The 26,100-nt window shown below is 67.2% G+C and carries 21 protein-coding genes and 1 tRNA gene; 10 read left to right on the plus strand and 12 right to left on the minus strand.

The window, feature by feature from the left end; genetic code table 11:
* The first annotated feature begins 20 nt into the window (after nt 1-20).
* From QRN21_RS14470 to QRN21_RS14490, 5 genes are all read left to right on the plus strand, one after another.
* Nucleotides 21-96: transfer RNA gene (locus tag QRN21_RS14470), tRNA-His, on the plus strand.
* 125 nt (nt 97-221) lie between these two features.
* Nucleotides 222-851 carry a LysE family transporter gene (locus tag QRN21_RS14475; protein WP_056278693.1) on the plus strand — a complete coding sequence of 210 codons (630 nt, stop codon included), beginning with the start codon at nt 222-224 and terminating at the stop codon, nt 849-851.
* A gap of 36 nt (nt 852-887) precedes the next feature.
* On the plus strand, nt 888-1,235 hold the full coding sequence (locus tag QRN21_RS14480; RefSeq protein ID WP_056278692.1) for a metallopeptidase family protein: 348 nt from the start codon (nt 888-890) through the stop codon (nt 1,233-1,235).
* Nucleotides 1,232-1,525 (plus strand): ATP-dependent Clp protease adapter ClpS, encoded by a 294-nt coding sequence (gene clpS, locus QRN21_RS14485; RefSeq protein ID WP_053096019.1) that lies wholly within the window; start codon nt 1,232-1,234, stop codon nt 1,523-1,525. The genes QRN21_RS14480 and clpS overlap by 4 nt, the downstream gene beginning before the upstream one ends.
* Nucleotides 1,522-2,013, plus strand: a complete 492-nt coding sequence (locus tag QRN21_RS14490) for a DUF2017 family protein (RefSeq protein WP_285364778.1) — start codon at nt 1,522-1,524, stop codon at nt 2,011-2,013. Before clpS ends, QRN21_RS14490 begins: the two co-directional genes overlap by 4 nt.
* A gap of 1 nt (nt 2,014) precedes the next feature.
* Here QRN21_RS14490 and QRN21_RS14495 read toward each other — a convergent pair whose 3' ends face one another.
* The 6 genes from QRN21_RS14495 to gatC are packed head-to-tail and all read right to left on the minus strand — an operon-like array spanning nt 2,015 to nt 7,566.
* Nucleotides 2,015-2,596 (minus strand): nucleoside/nucleotide kinase family protein, encoded by a 582-nt coding sequence (locus QRN21_RS14495; RefSeq protein WP_285364780.1) that lies wholly within the window; start codon nt 2,594-2,596, stop codon nt 2,015-2,017.
* Complete coding sequence (locus QRN21_RS14500; protein ID WP_053096016.1) at nt 2,580-2,897, minus strand: hypothetical protein; 318 nt, start codon at nt 2,895-2,897, stop codon at nt 2,580-2,582. Before QRN21_RS14500 ends, QRN21_RS14495 begins: the two co-directional genes overlap by 17 nt.
* A 37-nt stretch (nt 2,898-2,934) precedes the next feature.
* Nucleotides 2,935-4,191: a DNA polymerase IV gene (gene dinB / locus QRN21_RS14505; RefSeq protein WP_285364783.1), complete on the minus strand. Its 1,257-nt coding sequence runs from the start codon at nt 4,189-4,191 to the stop codon at nt 2,935-2,937.
* Nucleotides 4,192-4,238: 47 nt separating this feature from the next.
* The gene (gatB, locus tag QRN21_RS14510; RefSeq protein WP_285364784.1) at nt 4,239-5,753 is read right to left on the minus strand and encodes an Asp-tRNA(Asn)/Glu-tRNA(Gln) amidotransferase subunit GatB; all 1,515 of its coding nucleotides are present in this window, start codon (nt 5,751-5,753) and stop codon (nt 4,239-4,241) included.
* The gene (gene gatA, locus QRN21_RS14515) at nt 5,753-7,270 is read right to left on the minus strand and encodes an Asp-tRNA(Asn)/Glu-tRNA(Gln) amidotransferase subunit GatA (protein WP_285364787.1); all 1,518 of its coding nucleotides are present in this window, start codon (nt 7,268-7,270) and stop codon (nt 5,753-5,755) included. The genes gatB and gatA overlap by 1 nt, the downstream gene beginning before the upstream one ends.
* Nucleotides 7,267-7,566: an Asp-tRNA(Asn)/Glu-tRNA(Gln) amidotransferase subunit GatC gene (gatC, locus tag QRN21_RS14520; RefSeq protein ID WP_285364790.1), complete on the minus strand. Its 300-nt coding sequence runs from the start codon at nt 7,564-7,566 to the stop codon at nt 7,267-7,269. The genes gatA and gatC overlap by 4 nt, the downstream gene beginning before the upstream one ends.
* A 67-nt stretch (nt 7,567-7,633) precedes the next feature.
* Here gatC and QRN21_RS14525 point away from each other — a divergent pair, with 67 nt between their 5' ends.
* Both QRN21_RS14525 and QRN21_RS14530 read left to right on the plus strand, forming a co-directional pair.
* Complete coding sequence (locus QRN21_RS14525) at nt 7,634-9,334, plus strand: long-chain-fatty-acid--CoA ligase (RefSeq protein ID WP_053096011.1); 1,701 nt, start codon at nt 7,634-7,636, stop codon at nt 9,332-9,334.
* A 47-nt stretch (nt 9,335-9,381) separates the two neighbouring features.
* Entirely contained in the window at nt 9,382-11,226 is a 1,845-nt protein-coding gene (locus tag QRN21_RS14530) for a DEAD/DEAH box helicase (protein WP_053096010.1), read from the plus strand.
* A gap of 103 nt (nt 11,227-11,329) precedes the next feature.
* On the opposite strand, the gene QRN21_RS14535 is transcribed toward QRN21_RS14530, so the two are convergent.
* From QRN21_RS14535 to QRN21_RS14550, 4 genes are read right to left on the minus strand one after another with little or no spacing between them, the layout of a single operon-like run.
* The gene (locus QRN21_RS14535; RefSeq protein ID WP_285364793.1) at nt 11,330-11,806 is read right to left on the minus strand and encodes a hypothetical protein; all 477 of its coding nucleotides are present in this window, start codon (nt 11,804-11,806) and stop codon (nt 11,330-11,332) included.
* Nucleotides 11,803-14,118 (minus strand): NAD-dependent DNA ligase LigA, encoded by a 2,316-nt coding sequence (gene ligA / locus QRN21_RS14540; protein WP_285364795.1) that lies wholly within the window; start codon nt 14,116-14,118, stop codon nt 11,803-11,805. Before ligA ends, QRN21_RS14535 begins: the two co-directional genes overlap by 4 nt.
* A 42-nt stretch (nt 14,119-14,160) precedes the next feature.
* The gene (mnmA, locus tag QRN21_RS14545; RefSeq protein ID WP_187249587.1) at nt 14,161-15,258 is read right to left on the minus strand and encodes a tRNA 2-thiouridine(34) synthase MnmA; all 1,098 of its coding nucleotides are present in this window, start codon (nt 15,256-15,258) and stop codon (nt 14,161-14,163) included.
* A gap of 9 nt (nt 15,259-15,267) precedes the next feature.
* Nucleotides 15,268-16,443 (minus strand): cysteine desulfurase family protein, encoded by a 1,176-nt coding sequence (locus QRN21_RS14550; protein ID WP_056278682.1) that lies wholly within the window; start codon nt 16,441-16,443, stop codon nt 15,268-15,270.
* Nucleotides 16,444-16,538: 95 nt separating this feature from the next.
* Here QRN21_RS14550 and glgX point away from each other — a divergent pair, with 95 nt between their 5' ends.
* The 3 genes from glgX to glgB all read left to right on the plus strand — a co-directional run bounded on the left by glgX (nt 16,539) and on the right by glgB (nt 22,952).
* A complete protein-coding gene (glgX, locus tag QRN21_RS14555; RefSeq protein ID WP_285364800.1) occupies nt 16,539-18,611 on the plus strand; it encodes a glycogen debranching protein GlgX in 2,073 nt (690 codons plus the stop codon).
* A 76-nt stretch (nt 18,612-18,687) separates the two neighbouring features.
* Nucleotides 18,688-20,751, plus strand: coding sequence for an alpha-1,4-glucan--maltose-1-phosphate maltosyltransferase (locus QRN21_RS14560; RefSeq protein ID WP_285364803.1), 2,064 nt, complete (start codon nt 18,688-18,690; stop codon nt 20,749-20,751).
* Complete coding sequence (gene glgB, locus QRN21_RS14565) at nt 20,748-22,952, plus strand: 1,4-alpha-glucan branching protein GlgB (RefSeq protein ID WP_053096004.1); 2,205 nt, start codon at nt 20,748-20,750, stop codon at nt 22,950-22,952. The genes QRN21_RS14560 and glgB overlap by 4 nt, the downstream gene beginning before the upstream one ends.
* A 70-nt stretch (nt 22,953-23,022) precedes the next feature.
* Here glgB and QRN21_RS14570 read toward each other — a convergent pair whose 3' ends face one another.
* Together QRN21_RS14570 and QRN21_RS14575 are read right to left on the minus strand one after the other, a co-directional pair.
* A complete protein-coding gene (locus QRN21_RS14570; protein WP_285364806.1) occupies nt 23,023-23,952 on the minus strand; it encodes a tetratricopeptide repeat protein in 930 nt (309 codons plus the stop codon).
* Nucleotides 23,949-25,967 (minus strand): DUF8094 domain-containing protein, encoded by a 2,019-nt coding sequence (locus tag QRN21_RS14575; RefSeq protein WP_285364809.1) that lies wholly within the window; start codon nt 25,965-25,967, stop codon nt 23,949-23,951. Before QRN21_RS14575 ends, QRN21_RS14570 begins: the two co-directional genes overlap by 4 nt.
* Nucleotides 25,968-26,100: the final 133 nt, after the last annotated feature.

Below are 26,100 nucleotides of genomic sequence, written 5' to 3' on the forward strand. Positions count from 1 at the left end.
CCAATCGCGATTGGCACATGGTGGGTATAGCTCAGCTGGTAGAGCGCTGGCTTGTGGTGCCGGATGTCGCGGGTTCGAGTCCCGTTACTCACCCCACTCAGAAGAAGGTCCGAGTCGAGAGACTCGGACCTTCTTCTGTTCTCCTCGTCGGATGACGCCTCGGTCCTCAAGCCCAGGCGGCGGTGATCGAGAGCACGCTGAGCTGCCCCTAGGATTGCGGGGTGTCGCTCGCCGTGTGGTTCTCGCTTCTGACCGCCTGCGTGGTGATCAGCTTCACGCCGGGCGCCGGTGCCATCAACACGATGTCGAACGCTCTGAGTCAGGGCTGGCGCCGATCGATCTGGGGCATCCTCGGGCAGCAGCTGGCTCTCGTCCTCCATGTCGTGATCGTCGCCGCGGGCCTGGGGCTTCTCGTCTCGCAGTCCGAAGTCCTCTTCAACGTGATCAGGTATGCCGGCGCGGCGTACCTGGTCTTCCTCGGAATCCGACTGATCCTCACGAGGCCTCGACGTGCCGCCGATGACGACGGGACGGTCGTCGACCTGCACGAGGGCCACTGGTCGATGATCAGACGCGGATTCTGGGTCAACCTGCTCAATCCCAAGGCGATCGTCTTCTTCCTCGCCTTCATCCCGCAGTTCATCCGACTGGACGAGCCCCAACTCCCCCAGTACCTCACTCTCATCGGCACCGTCATCATCGTCGACATCGTGGTGATGTGGGGATTCTTCGCCACAGCGGCCGGGCCGTTCCGCAGGCTCACGAGATCCTCGCGAGGGCAGCGGACGCTCAACAGTGTCTTCGGCGTCCTCTTCATCGCCGTCGCGGGCCTCCTCGTCTTCCTCCACTGACGCGCAGCTCCCCCAGCCGGCAATAGGCTGGAGCTGATGGAGATGGATGCAGCGGACTTCGAAGAGCTCGTGATCGACGAGCTCGATCGTCTGCCCGACGAGATGGTCGACGGGCTGGAGAACGTGGTGTTCGTCGTCGAGGATCGTCCGGAGGATGGAAGCCTCGACCTGCTCGGACTCTATGACGGCTTGGCTCTGACGGAGCGCACGCAATACGGCTCCGGGGAGCTCCCGGATCGGATCGTCGTCTATCGCGAGTCTCATCTGGCCGCCTGCGACACCGATGACGAGCTTCGCGACGAGATCCATACGACCCTCGTGCACGAGATCGCGCACTTCTACGGCATCGACGACGAGCAGCTCCACACGCTGGGCTGGGCATGAGTCCCCTCGCTACACCTGACATCGACGAACAGCTCGATCTCTCGGCCGCCCCGCTCGAGCCCTGGGAGGTCGTCGTGTGGAACGACCCGGTGAATCTGATGAGCTACGTCGTGCGGGTCTTCCGCACCTATTTCGGATATTCGCTCGAGCGAGCCACGATGCTGATGCGACAGGTGCACCACGACGGTCAGGCCATCGTCGCTACGGGCCCGCGCGAGACGATGGAGGTGCACGCGCAGGCGATGCACGACTACGGCCTCTGGGCGACCGTCCGAAAGGCTTCGAGGTGACCGACCTGACCGTACGGGTGCGGATGGCCCGCGTCGAGGGTGCGCAGCTGGTGCACCTGGTCGACGACTTCCGTGAACTCGTGGGAGCGAACCGCGACGTCGAGGATCCCGCGATCGGTCGCCTGATTCCAGACCCCTATCCCGAAGACGAAGACTCGTCGCGCGCGTTCCGTGACGCGACCCGAGACGATCTCTTGGATCGACGCGCTCTGGACGCGGACATCGTCCGTACCGCACTCGCCGGGATGCGCGGGGACCTCGGCGACATGCCCCGGGACGAAGCCTTCGCAGAGCACGATCTCGACATCCCCCTGTCTGATGTCGACGCGTGGATGCGCACGCTCACCGCCCTCCGACTCGTCATCGCCGAGCGTCTCGGGATCCAGAACGATGGCGATCATGATCCCGACGACCCGAGGTACGGCGTCTACGACTGGCTCGGATATCGTCTCGAGCTGACTGTCGAAGCGGCGGACCGCCTCCTCTGAGCTACGGCACTTCGACGGCCCTGGTCGCCAGGGAGCGGGGATCATCGCGCGCGATGTGATCGCTTTCCTGCCGCGCCCACTGCTCCCAATGAGGCCGGTACGTCTCCCCATCCCGCGCCAGAGCCCGCGCCTTGCGGCCGGTTTCGGCGGACTCGATCCAGACGCGCACGTCCGCGATCGCCGCGGTGGCCGGGGTCAGTATCCCGCTCCCCTCGATGAGCACGCCCAGCGAGGGGTCTACCGCGTGAGTCTCAGCCTCGGCGCCCTTCGCCCAGTCCCAGCGTCGCCACTCCCCGAGGTACCCGCGACCATGCGGACGCAGAATACCGTTCAGTGCTCGCTCCACTCCGTCGCTGAGGCCGTCCCAACCGGGGTAGATGGAGTCGAGAGCGACGAGCTGCACCCGTCCGGCGATCGGCCAGCGCTGGACGAGCATCCGGGCGAGAGTCGTCTTACCGGCACCGCTGCGACCGTCGATGAGGACGACCGGATTGGCCGCAGACAGCATCCGGATGTCCTCGACGATCTGGGTCGCTGCGCGCTCGAGCGCGACAGCGACCGGGTCGTCACTTCTTGAGTGCACGGATGATGCGAGAGAGCGCGCGCCCGGTGACCCAGATGAACGGCACGGCGACGACGAGCAGCGTCACGATGTTGGGCTCGAATCGGAGTCCCTCCTCGCGGCGGACGTATACGCCGACCGGCACGGAGACACCGCCGCCACCACCGCCTTCGGCGCCGTCACCGCTGCCTCCGCCGAAGCCGGAGTAGGTGAAAGCGACAGGAGTGATGCTCACTCCATCGACATCCTGCTGTTCGCCGTACGCGCTCTTCACGCCGAACGCCGCGGCCTGCTTTCCGAGTTCCAGTGCAATGTTGGGCATGGCTCCACGCTAGTCCAGGAATCGTCCGCGACAAGCGTCAATCCAGTCCATGGGCCTGGGGATGCTGGGCAGCACCGCGTCCGTCACCGCGCCCTATGTGGCGCGCTCGACTGATCGTGGCGCTCCCGAACCGTGCCACGGCGTCGTCGACCGCGCCCTCGACGCGTCGCCAGTCCTCATCGTCGTCCCACAGGCCGAACCCGCCACCGCCGGCGGGACGCAGCTTCTCTGCGCGCACCCCGACGAGCCGCACGGGATCGTGTCGCTCGATCTGATCGAAGAGTGACCGAGCCGCTTCGCCGATGCGCTGCCCCACCGCGGTGGGTTCCGGGAGCGTCTGTGAACGGCTGATGGTGCGGAAGTCGTCGAACCTGATCTTGATGGCGACGGTCGAGGTCTCCCACTCTGCTTTCCGCAGACGCGCCGCGACGCGGTCCGCGAGGCGCAGCAGCTCAGCCCTGAGGAACGATCGGTCCATGATGTCCGTGTCGAACGTCTCCTCGTGCCCGATGCTCTTCTCCACCCGCTCGGTCTCGACTGCACGGGGGTCCTCCCCGCGGGCGAGTTCCGAGAGCCGAGCGCTCAGAGCCGGTCCGACGGCACGGTCGAGAATCGCCTGCGACGAGGTGCGGATGTCCCGCACTGTGCGAATTCCTCGTCCCTCCAGCGCTTCGGCGGCTTTCGGGCCCACACCCCACATCGCACGCACTGGGCGCGGATCGAGGAAGTCCTGGGTTTCCGATGCGGCGATGACCAGCATCCCGTCAGGTTTCGAGATCGTCGAGGCCATCTTCGCCACATGCTTGGTCGCAGCGACGCCGACGCTGCAGGTGATCCCGACCTCTTCTCTGACTCGCTCGCGAACGAGGTGCGCGATTCTCGCAGGGCTTCCCCACAGACGTCGGACGCCCCGCACATCGAGAAACGCCTCGTCGACAGAGAGCGGCTCGACGAGAGGCGTGAACGACTCGAAGATCGCCATGACCTGTCGCGAGACGGCGTGGTATCGATGGAAATGCGGAGGGACGATGCGCGCAGAAGGACACAGGCGCAGAGCCTGAGAGACCGGCATAGCTGCGCGAACGCCGTAGCGACGAGCCTCGTACGAGGCGCTCGACACCACCGAGCGACCGTCAGGCGCTCCGATGATCAACGGCAGTCCTCGCAGGCTCGGATCATCGAGCACCTCGACGGCCGCGTAGAACGCATCCATATCGACGTGCAGGATGCTCGTGCCGGTGTCGTCGGCATCCGCGGACGACACGATGCGCCCTCTGCCGTCACCGTGACCCATGACACCATTCTCCCCCGGGCCTCGGACATGAGGCCCGGGGGAACCGGTTACTGCGCAGCGCGCTCGAGGACGAGTTCGCGGACACGGGCGGCGTCCGCCTGGCCCTTCATCGCCTTCATCACAGCGCCGATAACGGCCCCGGCGGCCTGGACCTTTCCGTCCTTGATCTTGGCCAGCACATCGGGCTGCGCTGCGAGTGCGTCGTCGATCGCTGCGATCAGCGCACCGTCATCCGAGACGACCGCGAGTCCGCGGCCGTCGACGACCTCCTGAGGCGTGCCCTCGCCCGCAATGACGCCCTCGAGCACCTGACGCGCGAGCTTGTCTGTGAGCGTTCCGGCGTCGACGAGTTTCTGCAGGGCCGCGACGTTCTTGGGCGAGACCAGCTCGGTGACGTCCTTCTCCTGTGAGTTGGCGAGGCGCGTGATCTCGCCCGTCCACCACTTCCGGGCCGTCGCCGGAGTCGCGCCGGCGGCGATCGTCGCTTCGACGACCTCCAGCAGCCCTCCATTGCGCACGTCCTGGAACTCCAGGTCCGTGAAGCCCCACTCGGCCATCAGACGGCGTCGACGGGCGACGGGCTGTTCCGGGAGCTCGGCACGCAGGGCTTCGATCAGCTCTGCTGCAGGCTCCACCGGCAGGAGATCGGGCTCAGGGAAGTAGCGATAGTCGTCCGCATCCGACTTCGGACGACCGGGCGAGGTCGTCCCGGTGTCCTCGTGCCAGTGTCGCGTCTCCTGAGTGATGGTCCCGCCATCGGCGAGGATCTGCGCCTGACGCTGGATCTCGTACCGGACGGCACGCTCGACCGAGCGCATCGAGTTGACGTTCTTCGTCTCGGTGCGGGTGCCCAGCTTCTCCTGTCCGCGGGGACGCAGCGACACGTTCGCGTCGCAGCGCAGGTTGCCTCGTTCCAGACGCGCCTCGGAGATCCCGAGGCTGCGCACGATGTCACGGATCGTCGCGACGTATGCCTTGGCGACCTCGGGGGCGCGGTGCTCGGTGCCGAAGATCGTCTTCGTCACGATCTCGACGAGCGGCACACCGGCGCGGTTGTAGTCGACGAGCGAGTATTCGGCTCCCTGGATGCGTCCGGTCGCGCCACCCATGTGGGTGAGCTTGCCGGCGTCCTCCTCCATGTGGGCGCGCTCGATGGGGATCTGCACGATCGTGCCGTCCTCGAGCTCCACCTCGACGGAACCCTCGAACGCGATCGGCTCGTCGTACTGGGAGATCTGGTAGTTCTTGCCGAGATCCGGGTAGAAGTAGTTCTTCCGGGCGAAGCGGCTCGACGGTGCGATCGAGCATCCGAGAGCGAGACCGAGACTGATCGACGAACGGATCGCCGTCTCGTTCACGACCGGGAGCGATCCGGGCAGGCCCAGATCCACCGGCGCGATCAGCGTGTTGGGCTCGGCGGCGTGGTAGAGCTCGTTCGCCGGGTTCGGCGCGTCCGAGAACATCTTGGTGTGCGTGTTGAGCTCGACGTGGACCTCGAACCCGAGCACGGGCTCGTACAGTTCGAGCGCTTTGTCGAAGTCCATGAGCTTGGCGGTGGCCATCAGCGGGTCCCTCCCACGAGCTGGGGTGCACGCGTGAGAAGCGGCGCTCCCCACGAATCGACGAGCAGCGTCTCGACGGCGGCGCCCACCCTGTAGAGTCGCGCATCCTCCCGCGCCGGTGCGATGAACTGGATGCCGACGGGCAATCCGTCTTCCGACGCGAGTCCGCTGGGGACCGAGATGCCGGGAACGCCCGCGAGGTTGACGGGAATGGTCGTGATGTCGTTCAGATACATCTGCAGCGGATCGTCGATCTTCTCGCCGATCTTGAACGCAGTGGTCGGAGCCGAGGGCGTCGCGATGACGTCGACCTCCGCGAAGGCGTTCGCGAAGTCCTGCTGAATGAGCGTGCGCACCTTCTGAGCACTGCCGTAGTACGCGTCGTAGTAGCCGGCCGACAGCGCGTAAGTGCCGAGGATGATGCGTCGCTTCACCTCGTCGCCGAACCCGGCGTCACGCGTGGCGGACATGACGTCCTCGACGGTGGGGGTGCCGTGGGGCGTGACGCGCAGGCCGAAGCGCACCGAGTCGAACTTCGCGAGGTTGCTCGACGCCTCCGCAGGCAGGATCAGGTAGTAGGCCGCGACGCCGTACTCGAAGTGCGGAGCGCCGATCTCGACGATCTCCGCGCCCTGCGCCTCCATCATCGCGAGCGCGCTGCGGAACGATTCCGCGACACCGGGCTGGAACCCGCTGTCCGGCAGCTCTCGGATGACACCGACCCTGAGCCCCTTGAGCACGTCACCGCGCGCGCCCTCACGGGCCGCGTCAGCGAACGAGGGCCACACGTCACGCAAAGACGTGGAGTCCTTCGGGTCGTGCCCGCCGATCGCATCGTGCAGGAGACCCGCGTCGAGCACTGTACGCGTGACGGGTCCGACCTGGTCGAGGCTGGAGGCGAGTGCGATGGCCCCGTAGCGGCTGACGCCACCATAGGTCGGCTTGACGCCCACCGTGCCGGTGACATGAGCAGGCTGACGGATCGAGCCACCGGTGTCGGAGCCGAGTGCCAGCGGAGCCTCGAAAGCGGCGACTGCTGCCGCCGATCCGCCGCCGGAACCGCCCGGGATCCGGTCGAGGTCCCACGGGTTGCGGGTGGGACCGTAGGCGGAGTGCTCCGTCGAGGACCCCATGGCGAACTCGTCCATGTTGGTCTTGCCGAGCGGGATCAGCCCCGCCGCGCGCGAGCGGGCGACGACCGTGGCGTCGTACGGCGAGCGGTAGCCCTCGAGGATCCGCGAGCCGCTCGTCGTCGGCTGGTCGGTCGTCACGAGGACGTCCTTGATGGCGAGCGGCACGCCGGCGATCGGGCCGAGCTGCTCACCCGCCGCACGCTGGGCGTCGACAGCGGCGGCCGCCTCGAGCGCACCCTCGTTGATGTGCAGGAAGGCATGAACGTCGCCGTCGACGGCTGCGATGCGGTCGAGGTGAGCGCGAGTGGCCTCGACGCTCGAGATCTCGCGGCTGGCGAGCTTGTCGGCAAGCTCCGCCGCAGTCATGCGGATGATGTCGCTCACTGCTCTTCTCCCAGGATCGCGGTGACGCGGAATCGGCCGTCGGCCTGATCCGGCGCGTTCTGGAGCACCTGCTCGTGTGTGAGGGTCTCGCCCACCACATCGGGACGGTAGACGTTGCTCAGCGGAATCGGATGACTCGTCGCTGCGATGTCGGGGCCTGCGACCTCCGACACCTTCGCGATGTTGTCGACGATGGCATCGAGCTGGCCCGTGAGTCGGGACACCTCTTCGTCGTTGAGCTGGATGCGCGCGAGCACGCCGAGATGACGCACAAGATCAGGGGTGATTTCAGACACGGCCCCAGTCTAGTTGCCGTGCTCACCGGGTCCCTGCAGTCCGGCGAAGCCGCCCTATGCTGGGCGGGTGAGCTCGTACCAGCCTCCTCGCCCATGGATCGCCAGCTATGCCGCAGGCGTCCCGGAAGACCTCTCCCCCGTGTCCGGATCGCTGGTCGACATCGTCGCCGCGTCCGCCCGCGACTACCCGGATGCCCCCGCCCTGCAGTTCTTCGGTCGTGAGACGTCGTACTCAGAACTGCAGAATGCGATCGACCGAGCAGCCGCAGGACTGCGCGACCTCGGCGTGCGGGCGGGCGATCCCGTGGCGATCGTGCTTCCGAACTGTCCGCAGCACATCGTGGCGTTCTACGCGGTGCTCCGTCTCGGCGCCGTCGTCGTCGAGCACAACCCGCTCTACACCCCGCGCGAGCTGCGGAAGCAGTTCGAGGACCATGGCGCGAAGCACGCGATCGTGTGGAACAAGGTCGTCGCCACGGTGCAGGAGTTCCCCGCCGACCTCGCCGTGACGAACCTCATCTCCGTCGATGTGACGCGCGCGATGCCCCTTCTCACTCGTGTGGCGCTACGGCTGCCGGTGGCGAAGGCCCGTGAGTCTCGCGCCGCTCTGACCGAGAAGGTGCGAGGAACCGTCACCTGGGACTCACTGGTGCAGTCCGCCCCGATCCCTGCCGCGCACCCGAAGCCCGCCACCGACGACCTCGCGATCATCCAATACACGTCCGGCACGACGGGAACCCCCAAGGGCGCCGCCCTGACCCACGGCAACCTGCTCGCGAACGCCGCGCAGTCGCAGGCATGGGTTCCGTCGATCCAGCGCGGCAAGGGCTGCGTCGTGTACGCGGTGCTGCCGATGTTCCACGCATACGGTCTGACGCTCTGCCTGACGTTCGCGATGTCGATGGGTGCGCGCCTGGTGCTCTTCCCGAAGTTCGATCCGGATCTCGTGCTCGACGTGATGAAGAAGCACCCCGCCACCTTCCTTCCCCTCGTGCCCCCGATCGCCGACCGCCTGCTGTCGGCGGCGAAGGCGAAGGATGTCTCGCTCGACGGCATCGAGGTCGCGATCTCCGGTGCCATGGCTTTGCCGCACGAACTCGTGGTGCCGTTCGAGGCGGCGACGCATGGCTTCCTCGTCGAAGGGTACGGACTCAGCGAGTGCTCCCCCGTGTTGATGGCGAACCCCGTAGCTGACAACCGCGTGCCCGGCACCGTGGGACTTCCTCTTCCGGGAACCGAATGCCGCGTCGTCGATCCCGAGAACCCGACCGTCGACGTTCCTGAGGGATCCGCGGGTGAGCTCCTGGTGCGCGGACCCCAGGTGTTCTCCGGCTACTACGGCAAGCCGGAGGAGACGGAGGCCGTCTTCGTCGACGGCTGGTTCCGCACCGGCGACATCGTGACGGTCGATGAGGCGGGTTTCATCCGGATCGTCGACCGCATCAAGGAGCTGATCATCACCGGTGGCTTCAATGTGGCCCCCACCGAGGTCGAGAGCGCTCTGCGTCAGCATCCTCAGGTCGTGGACGCTGCCGTGGTCGGTCTGCCGAGCGACCACTCCGGCGAGGAGGTCGTCGCCGCGATCGTCGTCGACGCGGGGGCAGACGTCGACGTCGAAGCGATCCGCGAGTATGCGCGCAGCATCCTCACCCCGTACAAGGTTCCGCGGCGTCTGTTCATCGTCGACGAGCTGCCCAAATCGCTGATCGGCAAGGTGCTGCGTCGCCAGGTCAAGGAGAGACTGCTCACTCTGACTTCCGGCTCCTGAGGGCGCCCTCACAGGCGCGGAATCCCGCGAAGCGCTACCCTTGGTCAGTGACTCCTGAAGACGCTGTGCCCACCGACGCCCCCGAGACCCCTGGATTCGAGGAGCTCGGCATCACCGGCCCCGTCCTCAAGGCCATCAAGGACCTCGGCTACGAGACCCCCTCCCCCATCCAAGCCGCCACGATCCCGACCCTGCTCTCCGGTCGCGATGTCGTCGGTATGGCGCAGACCGGAACGGGAAAGACCGCGGCATTCGCGCTCCCCGTGCTCGAGCGCCTCGACGTGTCCCAGAAGACCCCGCAAGCTCTCGTGCTCGCTCCGACCCGCGAGCTCGCTCTGCAGGTGTGCGAGGCGTTCGAGTCGTACGCGTCGAAGATGAAGGGCGTCCACGTCCTCCCCGTCTACGGCGGACAGGGCTACGGCGTGCAGCTGTCGGCGCTGCGCCGCGGCGTGCACGTGATCGTCGGCACCCCCGGTCGCATCATGGACCACCTCGCCAAGGGCACCCTCGACCTGTCCCAGCTGCAGTACCTGGTGCTCGATGAAGCCGACGAGATGCTCAAGATGGGCTTCGCCGAAGACGTCGAGCAGATCCTCGCGCAGACGCCCGAGGAGAAGCAGGTAGCCCTCTTCTCAGCGACCATGCCCCCGCAGATCCGCCGACTCGCGCAGAAGTACCTGCGTGAGCCCGAAGAGATCAGCATCAAGTCGAAGACCGCCACCGGCACCAACATCACGCAGCGGTACCTCGTGGTGTCGTACGCGCAGAAGGTGGATGCGCTCACTCGCATCCTCGAGGTCGAGAACTTCGACGGCATGATCGTGTTCGTCCGCACGAAGAACGAGACCGAGACGCTGGCCGAGAAGCTGCGTGCCCGCGGATACTCCGCCGCCGCCATCAACGGCGACGTGCCCCAGGTCCAGCGTGAGCGCAGCGTCAACCAGCTCAAGGCGAGCAAGCTCGACATCCTCGTCGCGACCGACGTGGCCGCTCGCGGTCTCGACGTCGAGCGCATCAGCCACGTCATCAACTTCGACATCCCCACCGACACCGAGTCGTACGTGCACCGCATCGGCCGCACCGGCCGCGCGGGACGCACCGGAGACGCGATCAGCTTCATCACCCCGCGTGAGCGCTACCTGCTCAAGTCGATCGAGAAGGCCACGCGTCAGCAGCCCACTCAGATGCAGCTGCCCAGCCTCGACGACGTGAACACCACGCGCCTCGCCCGCTTCGACGACGCGATCACGACGGCGCTCAGCGATAGCACCCGCATCGAGAAGTTCCGCGACATCATCGACCACTACGTGCGCAACCACGATGTGCCCGAGGCCGATGTCGCAGCTGCGCTCGCTGTCGTCGCCCAGGGCGATACTCCTCTGCTGCTCGACCCGGCCGACGACGCCCTGTCGAAAGCGGTCGAGTACGACAACCGTCCGCCGCGCGAGAGCAACACTCGCGAGCGTCGCGAGACCCGCGAACCGCGCGAGCGCCGTGGGCGCGGCGACTACAAGCCGTACCGCATCGAGGTCGGACGCCGTCACCGCGTCGAGCCCCGTCAGATCGTCGGCGCACTCGCGAATGAGGGCGGCCTGGGTCGTGATGACTTCGGCGCGATCAACATCCGGCCGGACTTCACTGTCGTCGAGTTGCCGGCGAACCTCGACTCGTCCGTCCTGGAGAAGCTGAAGGACACCCGCATCTCGGGTCGGCTCATCGAGATCAAGCCCGACCGTGGGCCTGGAGCCCGTCGTAACGACGGCCCTCGTGACGGCGCCCGCGGTGGGTTCGAGCGCCGCGATGACCGTCCGCGCTACGACCGTGACGACCGTCCTGCTCGCACCGATGAGCGAGGCGAGAAGCCGTTCCGCAAGCCCCGACACAAGGGCTGATCAGCCGTAGAACGCATCGAGCGCGCCGTGCCCGGACGAAAGTCCGGGCACGGCGCGCTCGCGTGCACCGATGGGCAGCCATCCTGAAGGGCCAGCCTGCGCGTCAGGCTCCTGAAGGCCTGTGGCGAGCGAGACGCGCGGCCACGTCGATGAGCTGTTCAGGGCGCGCGAGCAACGCTCTCTGCTCCGGGTTGTCGATGAGATGCTGCAGCAGCCGGTGCGCCCCGTCCACCGTCGGTGTCCAGTACCCGCCGACGTGGTGACGGCTCAGCGGTGCGATCGACGTTTCCCCGTCTGCCAGGAGCTCGACCGCGCCATCATCAGGGTCGAATCCGAGATCGGACACGGCGAGGAACGTCAGGGCGCCGAGGACGAGCGTGCTCAAGAGGCCGGGCAGACGGAACCGCGTGGTGGGCACGTCGAGGATCACTCGCTGCACCTGGGACCAGGGAATGATTCCCCGGTTCTCTGTGCCGTGGCGGATCAGGAGCGCATCAGGCGTCAGACGCAGGTGGTTGCGGCCCGGGTCTCCCACAGCCATCGCGCCGGAGACGGCGATCAGCGGTCCATATCGCCTCATCCCAGAGCGTCCGGCCCCTCCGTGACGAGGATGTGGAACTGAGCGGCATCGAGGATGCGGATGCCGAGCTCCTCCGCCTTCCCCAGCTTCGACCCCGCTCCGGGACCGGCCGCGACGAAGTCCGTCTTCTTGGAGACGCTCGACGCGGCCTTACCGCCCGCCTTGAGGATGGCCTCCTGCGCTCCATCTCGGGTGTACCCGTCGAGCGAACCGGTCGCGACCACCGTGATCCCGTCCAACACACCGCCCTGGACGACTGCCGCGCCCGGACCGGGATGACCGGGCGTGGCCCACTGGACGCCTGCCTCGGCCCAGCGACGAACGATGTCCTGGTGCCAGTCGACATCGAACCACGCGAGCAAGGAGTCGGCGATGATGCCGCCGACTCCTTCCACAGCGGCGAGCTCGTCGCGAGAGGCCGCGCGGATCGCGTCGAGCGAACCGAACCACTGCGCCAGCGCCCTCGCCGCGACCGGCCCGACGTGACGGATGTTCAGTGAGACGAGCAGCCGCCAAAGGTCCTTGGTCTTCGCCTTCTCGAGTTCCGCGAGCAGAGTCACAGCTTGAGAGGAGGGCTGGGGGCCCTCCAGCCCCGACTTCTTCTCTGTCGCGGTCGGGTTGCGTCGGAATGGCGCCCTCGTCTTCACGAGGCCGTCTTCGTCCTCCTTGGGCAGCCCCGTCTCGGCGTCGCGCACGACGAGCTCGATCGGCACGATCTCATCGAGCGTCAGCGCGAACAGTCCGGCTTCGGTCTCGAGAGGCGGTGTCGCCGGCGAGGTCGGCTGGGTGAGCGCGGCAGCCGTGACTTCTCCGAGCGCCTCGATGTCGAGGGCGCCCCGCGAACCGATGTGCTCGACACGACCGCGAACCTGGGCCGGACACGAGCGCGCGTTGGGGCAGCGCAGATCGATGTCGCCCTCCTTCATCGGACGCAGCGGCGTGCCGCACTCGGGGCATTCGATCGGCATCACGAACTCCCGCTCGGTACCGTCGCGTTTCTCGACGACCGGACCGAGGACCTCGGGGATCACGTCGCCCGCCTTGCGCAGGACGACGGTGTCGCCGATCAGCACTCCCTTGGCTTTCACAACGTCCTTGTTGTGCAGCGTCGCCTGCCTGACGACGCTCCCCGCGACCTGGGCGGGAGCCATCACCGCGAACGGCGTCGCCCTGCCGGTTCGACCCACAGACACGACGATGTCGAGCAGCTTCGTCTGCACCTCTTCGGGCGGGTACTTGTACGCGATCGCCCAGCGAGGCGCCCGACTGGTGGCGCCGAGCTCGTCGTGGAGGGACAGCTCGTCGACCTTGACGACGATCCCGTCCAGCTCGTGCTCGATATCGTGCCGGTGCTCGCCGAAGTACTCGACGAACGCAACCACGTCGTCGATGCTCGTGCACACCCTGGTGTGCGGGCTGGTCGGCAGCCCCCAGTCCGACAGCTTGTCGTAGACCTGACTCTGTGCGGCGACCGGCGGATTCTCCCAGGCCCCGATGCCGTGCACGTACAGCGCGAGCGACTCGATGCGCAGCATCCCCGCCTCGAGTTCGAGCCCCTCCTTCTTGTCGATCTGCTGACGCAGGCCACCACTCGCCGCGTTGCGCGGATTCGCGAACGAGGGGAACCGCCGAGCCGCAGCAGTTCGCGCCTTCTCTTCGTCGAACGGCTTCTTCGCTCCGCTCCGAGCCTCCCAGCGGGCGAGAGCATCGGCGTAGGCCCGGTCGCGGAACTCCGCCTGTGCGGCATTCAGGCGCTCGAAGGCGGCCACGGGAATGAACACCTCGCCGCGCACCTCGACGATGGGAGGGTGACCTTCGCCGCTGAGCTCGAGGGGGATCTCGGGAAGGCGCAGCGCGTTCTCGGTGACGATCTCACCGACGCGCCCATCTCCCCGCGTCGCCGCCGACGTCAGCCGCCCGTTCTCGTAGCGGAGATTGATCGCGAGGCCGTCGATCTTGAGTTCGGTGAGCCAGTCGACAGCTCGCCCCGCAGAGGCGCGCGTCTTGGCGGCCCAATCCCTGAGCTCGTCGATCGAGAACACGTTGTCGAGACTCAGCATCCGCTCCGCGTGCTCGATGGTGGCGAGCCCGGTGGCCTCGGCCGCCCCCACCATCTGAGTGGGCGAGTCCTGACCCTGCAGCTCGGGATGCATCCGCTCCAGCTCTTCGAGCCTGTGCATCCACCCGTCGTAGGTGAAGTCGTCGACGAGTGAAGTGTCGCGCCCGTAGTACGCGTCCTTCGCTTCGAGGATTCGAGTGGTCAGCTCGTCCGCTTCGATACGGGCGTCTTCCAGCGAGATGTTCTCCGGCACCCCGCCAGTCTACGAGCGGGCGCCGACATCGAGAGGCAGGCGCTATGCGTCGACCGGCACTGCGGACACGGTGCGGTCGATCGTGAACTGGCCGAGCACGCGCGTTCCGACGTACAGCACGGCGGTCTGGCCCGGCGCGACCCCGTTGAGCGGCTGCTCGGGCACGACGCGCACGCCCTCGGGCGAGACGAATGCCCGGGCTGCTTCCGGCTCGGCGTGGGCACGGATCTGCACCTCGCAGTCGAACTCGGAGTCGACGGGCGCTGCGCCCGCCCAGCTGAATCGATCGCCCGAGATCTCACGCGTCGCGAGAGCCTCCTTCGGCCCCACGACCACCGTGTTGGACACCGGCCGCACCTCAAGCACGAAGCGGGGCTTGCCGTCGGCCGCCGGGACGCCGAGCTTCAGACCACGGCGCTGACCGACCGTGAAAGCGTGCGCGCCCTCGTGCGAGCCGACGACGGAACCCGTGCGGTCGACGATCTCACCGGTGGCGGTACCGACCTTCTCGGCCAGCCAGCCTCGCGTGTCACCGTCGGGAATGAAGCAGATGTCGTGGCTGTCGGGCTTCTGCGCGACACTCAGCCCACGCTCCTCCGCCTCGGCACGCACGACTGCCTTGGACGGAGTCGTTCCGAGCGGGAAGTAGGTGTGCGCCAGCTGCTCGGCGGTGAGTACGCCGAGCACATAGGACTGATCCTTGGCGTTGTCCGCGGCTCTGTGCAGCTCGAGACCGGCGTCCGTGGGGATCAGCGTCGCGTAGTGCCCGGTGCACACCGCGTCGAAACCGAGCTCGATGGCGCGCTCGAGAAGGGCGGCGAACTTGATCTTCTCATTGCAGCGCATGCAGGGATTGGGGGTGCGCCCTGCCTGGTACTCCGAGACGAAATCGGCGATCACGTCGTCGCGGAAGCGCTCGGAGAAGTCCCAGACGTAGAACGGGATGCCCAGGAGATCGGCCGCGCGACGCGCATCGAGCGCATCCTCGATCGTGCAGCAACCCCGGCTTCCGGTGCGCAGCGTACCGCCCGCCCGGGACAGCGCGAGATGCACGCCGACGACGTCGTGCCCCGCGTCCACGGCCCGTGCGGCCGCGACTGCGGAGTCCACTCCGCCACTCATGGCCGCAAGAATCCTCATGGGACCAGTCTACGAGCGTGCGGCTGAGCCGGAGCCGGAAGCCCGCAGGTAGGCCTCGCCGATGGATGCGAGGACGGCATCGACGTCGGCGTCCGTCGATGTGCGTCCCAGCGTGAATCGGAGCGCGCTGCGCGCGTCCTGCTCACTGCGCCCCATCGCCATCACGACATGCGATGGCTCCGCCACACCCGCCTGGCAGGCCGACCCGGTCGACGCGGCGATGCCTGCCATGTCGAGAAGGAAGAGCAGGCTCTCCCCCACCGCTCCGGGAAACAGTATGTGGGCGTTGCCGGGGAGCCGTCGCGAGCCGTCTCCCAGAAGCTCGGCCTGCGGCACCCGCGCCAGGATGCCGTCGATCAGCCGATCGCGCATCGTCGCCAGCCGTGCGGTCTCCGTCTCTCGCTCCGACTCGGCGAGCTCGAGCGCGGTGGCGAAGGCCGCGGCACCGGCCACGTCCTGCGTTCCGGCGCGAAGTCCGCGCTGCTGCGCGCCGCCGCGAAGGAGTGCGGAGAGCCGCGCGGTGCGAGCGACCACCAAGGCTCCGACGCCGACCGGCGCGCCGATCTTGTGTCCGGCCACGCTCATCGCGACAAGACCGACCGAGTCGGGCGCATCGCCTCTCAGCGCGCGGAACGACAGAGGCAGGTGTCCGAGGGCCGCGACCGCATCGAGATGGAGGGGAACGAGCGCCTGCGCGGTCGACGACGCCAGCATCGCGGCGTCGTTGATCGTCCCGGCCTCGTTGTTGGCGACGAGCGCGGTCGCCAGCGCCGCGCCCGGAAGCTGGGCAGTGAACTCGTCCACGTCGATGGCCGCCGAGCGATATACCGGAACAGCGCGCAGCACCGCCCCTGCCGCCACCAGAGCCTCGACGGTGTCCATCGTCGCGTGGTGCTCGGCATCCGGCATCACGATGGCATCCGACTCCGCCGGCCGCGCCTGCCACAACCCCTGAAGCGCGAGATTGATCGACTCCGTGCCCCCGGAGGTGAACACGACCTCGATGGGATCGCAGTCGAGCACTGCGGCCGAGCGCTCGCGTGCCTCCTCGAGCAGGCGCCGCGCGTCCTGGCCGGCACCGTGCGTCGATGACGCATTCCCGACCATCTCGCTCGCTTCGAGCCACGCCTCCCGCGCCTCGGGACGCAGCGGCGTCGTCGCGGCGTGGTCGAGATAGTGCTGCATCCCTCCACTCTCCCCCATTTTCCGCGCAGTGGCGTGCACCTGGAACTGAGTGCATGCTGTCCTGAGACCCGAGCGCAGACCTCTATGGTGTACTCATGCCCGCGATCCGAGACATCACCGTGCCCGGCGGTACTGCACTCGACAACCTCGGTGTGCGCCTTCACGACGGCGTCGGAACCCTCCGCGTCTGGTCACAGAACGCGTCCTCCATCGAACTCGTCGTCTTCGATGCCACCGACCTCGACTGGGTCATCGACCAGGTCGATCTCGCACGCCTTCCCGGCGGCATCTGGGAGGTGACGACAGAACTGCTCCAGCCCGGCACCCGGTATGCGATCCGCGTCGGAGGGCCACACGGGCCGGGGAACACGTTCAACCCCGAGACTCTGCTCCTCGACCCCTACGCTCGCGGTCTCGCGCAGGGCGACGGCTACGAGGAGTGGCGCTCCGTGGTGATCGTCGACGGGTTCGACTGGGGAGAGTCCGTCAAGCCACGGATACCGCTCGACCGCACCGTGATCTACGAAGGGCACCTGAAGGGGCTGACCAAGCGTCAGCCCGATGTGCCCCCGGCTCTGCACGGCACATACGCCGGACTCGCGCATCCCGCGATGATCGAGTACTTCCACTCTCTCGGGATCACCTCGATCGAGCTCCTGCCCGTCCAGGCGTTCGTTCCGGAGCCTCGCCTGCTCGAGCGCGGCCTCACGAACTACTGGGGCTACAACACCCTCAACTTCTTCACACCGCACAACGCCTACGCCACGGAGGACGCACGCAAGGGCGGCCCCGAGGCCGTTCTCGCCGAGTTCAAAGGCATGGTGCGACTGCTGCACGAAGCCGGACTCGAAGTCATCCTGGACGTCGTGTACAACCACACGTCGGAAGAGGGCCTCGGTGGACCTCGGTCCAGTCTGCGCGGCATCGACAACGCCAGCTACTACCGACAGGACGCATCAGGCGCGTACATCGACACGACAGGCTGCGGCAACACGCTCGACACCTCGACCGATGCCGGAGCGCGCCTCGTGCTCGACTCGCTGCGCTACTGGGCGCAGGAGATGCAGATCGACGGCTTCCGCTTCGATCTCGCGGCCGCGATCGCGCGCGACGGCTCGCACACCTATACGCCCGAGCACCCGCTTCTCACCGCCATCGCGAACGATCCGATCCTCCGCGACACCAAGCTCATCGCCGAGCCGTGGGACGTCGGTATGGGCGGCTGGCAGACCGGCAACTTCCCGAACGGCTGGATGGAGTGGAACGACCGCTACCGCGACCGGGTCAGGAACTTCTGGCTGAGCGACATCGACTATGCGCGTCGTGCGTCCGCTCCGGTCGGCATCGGGGGCTTCGCGACGCGTCTCGCCGGCTCGTCGAACACTTTCGCCGATGTTCGGGGACCGCTGGCCAGCATCAACTTCGTCACCGCGCACGACGGCTTCACCATGCATGACCTCGTGTCGTACGACGTCAAGCACAATGAGGCGAACGGCGAACAGAATCGCGATGGTGCAGACATGAATCGGGCTTTCAATCACGGTATCGAGGGGCCGACCGACGACCCTGCGATCCTCGCTGCCCGGCGAAAGGCGATGCGCAACCTGCTCGGCACCCTGCTGCTGTCCGCCGGGATCCCCATGCTCACGGCCGGCGATGAGGTCGGTCGGACGCAACGCGGAAACAACAATGCCTACGCCCAGGATTCGTCGATGACGTGGCTCGGCTGGGACGCGGAACCGTGGCAGGAGGACCTGCGCGCACACGTCGCTCGACTCATCCAGCTCCGTTCCGAGAATCCCGCCCTGCGTCCGAGCCGGTACGCCCGACTCGGTGAGCACATCCCCAACGCCTCTGTCATGGACTGGTTCGACCAGAACGGCGAGACGATGGAGAGCCAGCAGTGGACGGACCCTGGTAACCGCACTCTGCAGTATGTGGCGGCCTCGACCCCCGATCGCGAATCGGCCAATCGGATCCTCCTCATCGTGCACGGGACGGAGTCGCCCATCGACGTGCGTCTGCCCGACGACCTCGAGGAGGCGACGCGTTTCGTCTCGCTGTGGTCGAGCGCCGACGACCGCCCGCAAGACGGCGGCGAGGTGTTCGCCTCCGGCGACGTCCTTCCCATCCCCGGCACCTCCATGCGACTCTTCCGCGTGGAATGAAGGGCGGCGCGCCGGGGCCCTCCGCGAGCTACCCGCTTCACGCCGCGAGCGGTACATTCGGGGGGTGGCCGCACGTATGAGCAGCATCAGTCCGAAGGCTCTCCGAAGCCCCGCGCAGATCCCGTCGCGCCCGCTGGGCGCCGTCTCGGACGGCGACGGACTCGTCGCGACGCGAATTCCTCTGGTGGGCGGCGCACCGTCCGTCCCCGGAGGCTTCGCGCCCAAGGCGTTCGTCGGCGAGGTGGTGCCGTTCAGCGTCGTCGCCTTCCGTGAAGGGCACGACCTGATCGGGGTGCAGCTCCGGTTGACGGCCCCGAACGGCGAGGAGTCCCTGCACCGATTGACGCCCTTGCTCGATGGGAGCGATCGCTGGGCAGCGGAGGTCGCTGTGGACATGCAGGGCCCGTGGGCGTTTCGCTTCGAGGCGTTCTCCGACGACTTCGCGACCTGGGCGCACGCCGCCGAGGTGAAGGTCGCCGCGGGCGTCGATGTGCCGGTCATGGCAGCCCTCGGCGCCGAACTTCTCGCGCGCGCAGCGAAAGAGAAGGATCGCCCTGCGGCTCAGCGCAGACGCATCAGCGAACACGCCACCGCACTAGCGGGGGGCGATGCAGAGACCACCACCGCGGTCTCGACCGACGCCGAGCTGGGCGGTCTCTTCCATGAGCGGCCTCTCATGACGCTGCGTTCAGCATCTGCCACGCACACTCTGCTCGTGGAGCGGACCGCCGCAGGCGTCGGGGCCTGGTACGAGTTCTTTCCCCGCTCGGAGGGCGCGAAACGCCTGAAGGACGGCACTGTCAAGAGCGGTACGTTCAGGACAGCCGCCAAGCGTCTTCCCGCTGTCGCCGCCATGGGCTTCGACGTCATCTACCTGGTGCCGATCCATCCGATCGGAACGACCAACCGCAAGGGACGCAACAACACTCTGACGACGGAGCCAGGCGATCCGGGCTCACCGTATGCCATCGGCTCCGTTGACGGCGGCCACGATGCGATCCACCCGGAACTCGGCAAGCCGGCCGACTTCCGCGCATTCGTCAGGGCGGCGAAGAACGAAGGGCTGGAGGTCGCTCTCGATCTCGCACTGCAGGCCTCTCCGGACCACCCGTGGGTCGATGAGCACCCCGAGTGGTTCACCACTCTCCCGGATGGCACCATCGCCTACGCAGAGAACCCGCCCAAGAAGTACCAGGACATCTACCCGCTGAACTTCGACAACGATCCCGCCGGTATCTACCAGGAGATGCTCCGCATCGTGCAGCACTGGGTTCGCGAAGGCGTGAAGATCTTCCGCGTCGACAACCCGCACACGAAGCCGCTGCAGTTCTGGGAATGGCTCATCGCGACCGTGAACGCCCAGGACCCGGACGTGATCTTCCTGGCCGAGGCGTTCACTCGACCCGCCGTGATGCGTGCGCTCGCCGCCGTGGGGTTCCAACAGAGCTACAGCTATTTCACCTGGCGCAACACCAAGGCGGAGCTCGAGGAGTTCCTCACCAGCGTCTCGCACGAGACGAGCGACTACATGCGGCCGAATCTCTTCGTGAACACGCACGACATCCTCACGGAGTACCTGCAGTTCGGCGGCCGCGCCGCCTATCGGATCCGCGCCTGCATCGCCGCCACCGCCGCCCCTGTGTACGGCGTGTACGCCGGGTACGAGCTCTTCGAGAACGTGGCGAGGCCCGGTTCCGAGGAGAACATCGACAACGAGAAATACGAGTTCAAGTTCCGGGACTGGGAGGGCGCGGAGGCATCGGGTGACTCGCTTGCGCCTCTCCTGCGCCGACTGAACGAGATCCGCCGTGAGCACCCGGCTCTTCGACAGCTCCGCAATCTCTCCGTGCACTGGAGCGACGACGACTCGGTGCTCGTCTACAGCAAGCACCTCGATGCCGCGTTCACCGGCACGGGCCACTCCGATACGATCCTCGTCGTCGCCAACGTCGATCCGCACTCCGTGCGTGAGACCACCGTGCACCTCGACACAACGATCTGGGGCGTACCACCTGGCGAGCCGTTCGAGGTGGAGGACCTGCTGACCGGTGCCGTGTGGACGTGGGCCGATCACAACTACGTGCGCCTCGACGCCTTCGCCGAGCCGGTGCACATTCTGAAGGTGAGGAGACGAGCATGAGCTACGTCGAAGATGCCACTACATCGCCGGACTGGGCGGCTGTCGCAGCCGGCGCCCATCACGACCCGCACGCGGTGCTCGGCTCCCACCCGTTCACGGATGCGAGTGACCGGACCGTCACGGTGATCCGCGCTCGCCGACCTCTCGCGTCCTCGGTCGCAGCCGTCTTCGAGGACGGGAGCCGATTGGAGCTCGATCACGTCGCACACGGCATCTGGGAGGCCCAGCACGACGGTGCCCCGGTGGCGTATCGCATCGCCACCGCGTACGGCGACGACGACGAGACGATCACCGGCGACCCGTACCGGCACCTCCCGACTCTGGGCGACGTCGATCTCCATCTGATCGCCGAAGGGCGGCACGAGCGGCTGTGGCAGGTGCTGGGTGCGCACGCGACGGTCGCAGACGCCGAAGACGGCGTCGCATTCGCCGTCTGGGCCCCGAACGCCACAGCCGTGCGAGTCGTCGGAGATCACAACGGGTGGAACGGCGAAGCGCACGCGATGCGCTCGATGGGCGTGAGTGGCGTCTGGGAGCTGTTCATCCCCGATCTCGCCGTCGGAACGACATACAAGTATCAGATCCGCACCCGCGGCGGCTCCTGGATCTTCAAGGCCGACCCGATGGCGCAGGCCGCGCAGGTGCCGCCCGAGACCGCATCGGTGGTCACGCGGTCGGACTACGCATGGTCAGACGGCGCGTGGATGACCCGCCGGGCAGCGACTCACGCGGTCGCTCAGCCGCTGTCGGTCTACGAGGTGCACCTCGGCTCCTGGCGCGGAGGCCTGAGCTACCGCGATGCCGCAGAACCGCTGATCGCACACGTCACCGAGGCCGGTTTCACGCACATCGAGTTCATGCCGCTCGCCGAGCATCCGTTCGGCGGCTCCTGGGGCTATCAGGTGAGCGGGTACTACGCGGCGACCAGTCGCTTCGGCAGCCCGGATGACCTGCGATACCTCATCGACCAGCTGCATCAGGCCGGAATCGGCGTGATCATGGACTGGGTGCCCGGGCACTTCCCCAAAGACGCGTTCGCCCTCGCGAGGTTCGACGGACAGCCGCTGTACGAGCACCCCGACCCTCGTCGCGGTGAGCATCAGGACTGGGGAACGCTCATCTTCGACTACGGTCGCCCTGAGGTGCGCGGATTCCTGGTCGCGAACGCACTGTTCTGGCTGAGCGAGTTCCATGTCGACGGCCTGCGAGTGGATGCCGTGGCGTCGATGCTGTACCTCGACTACTCGCGTAACGAAGGCGAGTGGGAGCCGAACATCCACGGGGGCCGGGAGAACCTCGAAGCGATCCGCTTCCTCCAGGAGGTCAACGCGACCGCCTACCGCCTGCACCCCGGCGTGCTGATGATCGCTGAGGAATCGACGAGCTTCCCCGGTGTGACCGCACCCACCGACCACGCGGGTCTCGGCTTCGGGTTCAAGTGGAACATGGGCTGGATGAACGACTCCCTCCAGTACATCGAACGAGACCCGATGTATCGCGCGCACCACGAAGGTGAGATGACGTTCTCGTTCGTCTACGCGTTCGGGGAGAATTATCTGCTGCCGATCAGCCACGATGAGGTCGTGCATGGAAAAGGCAGCCTCGTCTCGAAGATGCCCGGTGACCACTGGCACAAGCTCGCCAATGTCCGCGCATACCTCGGATACATGTGGGGTCACCCCGGAAAGAAGCTCCTCTTCATGGGGCAGGAGTTCGGCCAGCTCGCCGAATGGTCGGAATCCCGCCAGCTCGACTGGTGGCTCCTCGACCAGCCGTCGCACGCGCAGCTGCAGGGTTTCGTCGGACAGCTCAACCGCACCTATCGCGCTCAGGCCCCGCTCTGGGAGCGGGACAATGACGGATCCTCGTTCTCACGCCTCGGTGCCCCGAGCTGGGATCCCAATGTCATCGCCTTCGAACGCCGCGACGCACATGGCGGCCGTCTCGTGGTGATCAGCAACTTCGCCGGCGTCGAGCGCAGCGGTTACAGCCTCGCGCTGCCGATCCCCGGCGTGTGGCAGGAGATCCTCAACACGGACGCCGCAGAATACGGCGGTCGCGGATCCGGCAATCTCGGCATGGTCGTCGCGCACTCGGAGGACGACGGACCGGCCGTGGCGACGATCACGGTACCCGCACTGTCGACCATCTGGTTGCGCCACGAGAGCGACCCGCACGTACCCACGATCAGCCGCGGCTGACGGCCTCTGCCGAACAGCGAGACGGCCCCGGCCCGACAGAGAGCCTGGGCCGTCTCGCTGCACTCTCAGCTCAGAACAGCAGGGAAGACAGTCTGTTGCGCGCGGTGATGACGCGTGGATCTGCGACGCCGATCAGGCCGAACAGCTCGAGAAGACGTTCGCGCACTGGCGTTCGTTCATCCGAGGGCAGCTGGGCGAACAGGTCGAGAAGCCTTCCGAACGCATCGTCGACATGGCCTCCCGCGAGGTCGAGGTCGGCGACATCGAACTGGGCCTGGATGTCGAGGGGTCCGGCTGCGGCCGCGGCCCGAGCATCTTGGAGATCGAGTTTCTGGACGCGGTCGAGCAGACGGACCTGGCCCAGGCCTGCGATCGCATCCTCATCGCGCGGATTCTCCGCGAGAGCCTTCTCGTATGCCACGACCGCCGCGGCGTAGTCGCCGTTCTCGATCGCGGCGAAAGCCTCCGCGTGCAGCGGCGGCATCGGCGGCTCCTCCGGCGTCTGCTCGCCCTCGGGCGCCTCTCCGACGTTCAAGGTGCCCGTCACTCCGTTCTGAGCAGCGAGCTGAAGCAGCTGCGCGAAGACCTCTCTGACCTGTTGCTCGGGCACTGCACCGGTGAACATCGGAACCGGCTGACCGGCGATGAGTGCCACGACCATCGGGATCGACTGCGCGCGGAATCCCTGGGCCAGCTGCGGGTTGGCGTCGACATCGACCTTCGCGAGAAGCACCCTGCCGCCGAGTTCACGCGTCACCTTCTCGATGATGGGGCTCAGCTGCTTGCACGGCCCGCACCATTCGGCCCAGAGGTCGACGACCACCGGCACTGTCCGGGAGAGCTCGAGGATCTGACCGAACGACTCGTCGGTCGCATCGACGACGATGTCCACGGCCCCGGGAGCAGGGCTCTGCGCTCCGGCGGCAGCAGCCGCGGGCCGGTTTCGCAGAGAGGAGAGGTCGACGGCTCCACGGAGCGCGGCGGGAGAGATATCGGTCATTTGATCACCTCGACGGAGAGTAGGTCCTGTCGGACCGCCATGAGTCGGATCTGCTCCGTCGAGCCCTGCGCGGGAACGGAGAAGAACAGCTGGAATTCGTACTTGGTCGTGAAGCCCTTCGCGGACTCCGTGACACCCGTCAGCGCCTTCGCCTGCGGATTCGCGTCTTCCAGTCGGATGACGGCGTCCGGTGACGTCGGGGTGACCGATTCGGTGTCGATGAGCGAGACGGCCACGATCGCACCGCTGTCCAGCGTGGTCATCGAGACCGGCTCGGAATCGGCCGGGAGGATGTCGAAGGCGGTCTGAGAAGTCTCCGCCGCTCCGTTGTCCGCCAGCGTCTGCACGACCGCCTGCCGGCTGTCGCGAATCGACTGGGCGAGGTTCTGCGAGATCTCGTCGAACATGCCGTAGGAAGGGCTGGCCTCGCCCGCGTCGACGACGTCGGCGAAGGTCTCCGCAAGCTCTCCCGGCGGGATGCTGAGGAATGCGGAATCGTCGGGAACGAGTGAGGTGCCGAGCCACGACGCAGCCACGTCGGGGAAGACGGCATCCGCAGACATCTCGGCCATGTTCGTGACCTTGTAGTTCGACCACGGATCCTGCTGCGTCATGGTCAGGATGACGGGGGGAACGGTGTCGTCGTCAGCGCTCTTCGAGAGCAGGAGCACCGTGCGCGGCCACCGGTCGGTGGCTTCGGGAAGCACGACCTCGACGTCATCGGTCGGGAGTGCGGCGGGCGGTGCGGTCTCCGGAAGAGCTGTCCGAAGCGCGTACTCGGTGGTGCGAGCCGTGAGCGCCGGGCCGTCCAGACGAGTGCCGGCCAGAGCGATGTCCATCGACGCGTCCGCGTCGGACAGGGTCGTCGACACTTCCTGCAGGATCCGCTTCGCCTGGGCCTCCGTCACTGCCGGGGGCTTCTGATTGTCCGGGGCGATCACCGTCGCGCTGGGAGACGGCGAGGGCGTTCCCTCTCCGAGCTGCGGCCATGAGTCAGGCGAGCAGCCGCTCGCGAGCAACGCGGTCACGGCGAGGGCGGGGACCGCCAGCAGGCGCCGTCGACGGTTCACGGGTCGCGCACGCATCTCCGTCTTCCGATCGGGGTCCGGGTTCTTCGCACCGGCGGCGTCGTCTGCCCCCGGGTCACCGGCGGCTGCCGCGTCGGAGTCTGCGCCGGTCCGACCGGGCTCATCCCCGGCAGCGGTGGTCGAGGTGTCGTCGATCGCCGCGCGTTCCGATGGCGGCAGCTGAGCCACGTCGATCGGCTCGGTGGCCGGAAGGGGGCCGGGGCCCTTGCGCCGCGGTCCTCGCCCGCGACGCTGGTGCCGGATCGCGAGGACGTAGAGCACGAGTCCGACGAGAAGCATCGCCGCGCCCGCCGCCATGAGCGGTCCGGCGAGAGGGGTGGACGTGTCCAGCGGCCAGGACACCACGATGTCGTCCGGTGCGTCGGCGGTGCCGTCGTACGCGATGATCAGACTCACGCCCTCGGGCAGCTGCATGTTGTCTGCGATGAGTGTGTCGGTCTCGGTGAAGGAGTCCAGCCAGAGGTCGGAGCCGGCGGGGTTGCGGCCCGGCTCTGCGGCTGCATCGCCCTCGGCGGGCGTCTCCGCCGGTGCCGGAGTCTCGGCCGCGGCCGGGGTCTCGGCAGGGGCGGGGGTTTCGGAGGCCCCATCATCTTCCGGTGCTGATCCGGCGGGGACCAGCTCGACCTCCAGGTCACCGTCGTCGCCCACCGTCACGCGGTTGTACGACGAGTCGGCAAGCCACGCTTCCATGTCGGCGGTGCGGCCATAGGCGGCGAAGATCTCGCCCTCTCCGCGCACCAGCAAGGTCTGAGATCCCGGGTGCTCACGAAGGACGTCGCCGTCCATCAGCACAAACGGGGCGGGTTCCTCTGCAGCGACTGAGACTTCCTGAGTCGACGGACCCATGAAGATGGTTCGCTGCGCGATGCCCGCAGCGATCAGTCCCGCAGCCAGCACGAAGGCCACGACGGCCCATACGAAACGCACGAATAGTCTCCTCACACGGCCCGGACGCACGCCCGAGTCGCAACACTCGACATTTCAGACTAGCGAAATCACCTGTGTGTTGCCCACGAGGGGCATGCGGCACCACGTGCGGCACGTCGTCCCGGCCGGTCGT

This window comes from Microbacterium sp. LMC-P-041, from assembly GCF_030209555.1.
Taxonomy (GTDB): domain Bacteria; phylum Actinomycetota; class Actinomycetes; order Actinomycetales; family Microbacteriaceae; genus Microbacterium.